Source organism: Dissulfurimicrobium sp., from assembly GCF_049968175.1.
GTDB classification, from domain to species: domain Bacteria; phylum Desulfobacterota; class Dissulfuribacteria; order Dissulfuribacterales; family Sh68; genus Dissulfurimicrobium; species Dissulfurimicrobium hydrothermale.
In genome coordinates this window covers 1-3,103 of sequence record NZ_JBMFRG010000102.1, presented here as the reverse complement: position 1 = coordinate 3,103, position 3,103 = coordinate 1, and the positions used below count along the sequence as shown (strand labels likewise).

The following is a 3,103-nucleotide window of genomic DNA, read 5'->3' as shown; positions in this document are numbered from 1 at the left end:
GTAACCTATGAGTTGGTGGAAAAATTAAATAAACTTGATTATGCCAGACATAAAGTCTTGTTCACAAAACACAGGAAGATAGCCAAGGAGATCAAAGATGCCATTGCGTTGATCCCAAGAGAGGACGGCATACCCCTTTGCATGCCCCTTGAGCAGGTATACCGCGGATCAATGGACAGGCTAGTTGGAAATAAGGCGTCTGTGCTTGCGGGGCTTGCTGCGTCAGGTCTTTTTCATGTGCCCCAAGGGTTTGTGATCCCTGTTCATGCCTGCCGCCTCTTTCTCGAAAAGAGCGCCCTGACATTTAAGATCATCAGGTCTCTGGGCAGATATTTGGATGTCAGACAGGGAGAGGTCTTGAAGCTCCCAGAACAGGTGGTAGACGATGTAAAAAGCGAGATCATTTCAACACCGCTTCCTAGCGTCTTAGAGGATGCCGTGGTATCGCAGGCCCTTCCATTTTTAGCTACCCCCCCAGGTCTTGCCGTAAGAAGCAGCGCAATAGGAGAAGATGGGCTTAAGTATTCTTTCGCTGGGCAGTTTACTACGGTTTTAAACGTAACAAATCAGGCGGATTTGATCCTGGCGGTCAAGGAGGTGATTGCAAGCAATTTCAATGCAAGGAGCCTTATTTACCGTTTGAATGCAGGGATGAGCCCTCTTGATTTCAATATGGCGGTTTTGTGCCTCAAGATGATAGATGCAGTTTCTGCAGGGATACTCTTTACACAGGACCCAAACAATACCAATTCAGGGCGTATGATCATAAGCGCCGTCTTCGGCCTCGGCGAGCTTGCTGTGGCCGGGGAGTCAAATGCAGATATCTATAGGCCGTCCCGTACGGATGCATATGATACCCTGCCCTTGATAGCCAAAAAGGACAAAAGGTTGATTTTAAACAAGAACGGCGGCGTCAGACTCGAAGATGTACCTGAGATGGACAGGCAGAGACCGGTGCTTACCCCTGAACTCATCAAGGCGCTTGTCGATCTTGGGCTTAAGATTGAAAGCCTGAGCGGCGGTCCCCAGGATATCGAGTGGGCTGTTGACCAGAGTGGCGTTATATTCATCCTTCAGGCTAGACCCCTGCGCATCTCAGCTATACAGGCCGCAGACCATGGACAAGGCGATAATGTTCTATTTGACAAGGCCGTTGTGGCCTCACGGGGGGTGGCGACCGGCAGGGTCAACATCATAAGACGTAGGCAGGATCTTGAAAGGCCCATGGAAGGGGCTGTGATATTGGTTCTGCATCAGAGCCTGGTTGATGCTGCAAGGGTCGTTAAAGACGTAAATGGGGTACTTGTAGATATAGGGAATCCGGCAGATCATCTGTCTTGTGTGGCCAGGGAACACGCCGTACCCATGCTGACCGGTCTTGCAACCGCTACCAAAGATCTTAAGGACGGCGAATGGATCACCGTTGATGCCGTTTCGGGTCGAGTCACCGCGGCCAGCAGAGGCGAGATAGAGAGTGCCCTAAAGAAAAAAGAGGACGGCGGCAAAAGGGGTGGCGCGCCGATGGATGTCGGTGTGGACCGGGGCGATATTGCCAGATCGTTTCAAGAGACGCTGCATCAACTCATAGTCAAGTTGAATCTGACTGATGCATACGGCCCTACGTTCTCCATCATGGAGTGCAGGTCTATCCATGACATAGTACGGTTTGTGCATGAAAAGGCAGTCATAGCCATGTTCGATATGGGGGACGAGCTCCTTTCGGATGCAAAGGGCCTGGTTTATAAATTGGAGTCAGATATACCCTTTCTTTTGAGCGTGATCGATCTCGGCGGCGGGCTTGTCCCGAAAGAGAACAGGGGTTTGAAGATAACCCCTGAAGAGGTTATTTCCGCACCGTTTAGGGCCCTGTGGAAGGGGATTACGACGCCTGGGCTCCGCTGGTCTGGCCCGCCAGGGCAGGTTGACCTTGGACAGACCTATTCACATTGGATCGCCGACCAACAATCAGAACGGCCTATAGGTTGCCCGAATTATGTAATCTTAAGCAGGGATTACATAAATTTGAATGCAAGGATGGATTTTCACTTTGTAATGATTGACTCCGTATGCGGGATGAATCCGAAGGCCAATTATTTGAGGTTTCGTTTCAAAGGTGGCGGAACCGATCTGGTCAGGCGCAGACGCAGGGCCAGTCTTATCGCCGAGTTGCTTGAGCGGCATAATTTCTTTGTGGATCTTAAAGACGACCTGGTAAATGGCGAATTGAGCGGAGTCATGCAGCAGGTGATTGAGGAGCGGCTCGTTTTTCTTGGACGTCTTTTGGGTTTTACCCGACTCCTTGATATGGCAATGATCAATGAACACACAGCGCATAGGATGGTCGAGGCCTTTATGCAGGGAGATTATCAATTCAAGGGTCTTGAGTCTGTGAGACCAGCGGGTCCTGCCGGGCATCTGGATGCCTAGGCATGATAGAACTTGATATCGGGGAGCTCCACGGCGGTCAACATATTTCCGTAGACAGCCCCTGTATCTATGCCGATCTTGGTCGGTGTGACGAGCGGCATCTCGAACGGCGTATGCCCGAAGACTACGAATTTCCCAAAATTGAAGTCAGAAGATAGAAACATCTCCCTTATCTCATAAATTTCGGGTGGGGTTTGGTCTTTGAGGGGTATATTTGGCATTAGGCCGCCATGGACGAATATAAACCCTGCCTTTTCCCACAAAGGCATGAGCCCGTTTAAGAATTCTTTGTGGTCCTGGGGCATAAAGGCAAGGCCTGCGACCTTGCCCATGTCCTTTGCCCCATAGCTCTCCAGGGTGGCTTCTGCACCTATTTCCCTTAGCGCTGCAAGGAATATATCATCGTTTGTATTGGCAAATTTGAGTAGGTAATATTCGTGGTTGCCCATAAGCGGAACCAGGTTGTGTCCGCTATCTCGAAGGTCTAGGATGAATTCGATGACCTCCTTGGAGCTTGGTCCCCTGTCTATATAGTCACCCAGAAACACTAGCGTGTCTCTGTTTTTTACATAAGGCAGGCGCTCAAATAGCCTTTGAAGGTTGGCGATGCAACCGTGTATGTCACCGATTGCAAATATCTTGCCCTGTTCAAATGCGCCTGCCTTGATCCCTTGGC

The 3,103-nt window shown here is 50.2% G+C and carries 2 protein-coding genes; one reads left to right on the top strand and one right to left on the bottom strand.

Annotation, left to right across the window (positions count from 1 at the left end; translation table 11 throughout):
• A partial coding sequence (locus tag ACP5SG_RS09525) for a PEP/pyruvate-binding domain-containing protein (RefSeq protein WP_428124031.1) occupies positions 1-2,427 on the top strand: 2,427 nt, incomplete at its 5' end.
• Here ACP5SG_RS09525 and ACP5SG_RS09520 read toward each other — a convergent pair.
• Positions 2,424-3,103 (bottom strand): metallophosphoesterase family protein (locus tag ACP5SG_RS09520; protein WP_428124028.1); only part of this gene is annotated, 680 nt, incomplete at its 5' end. The two genes, ACP5SG_RS09525 and ACP5SG_RS09520, sit on opposite strands and share 4 nt — an antisense overlap.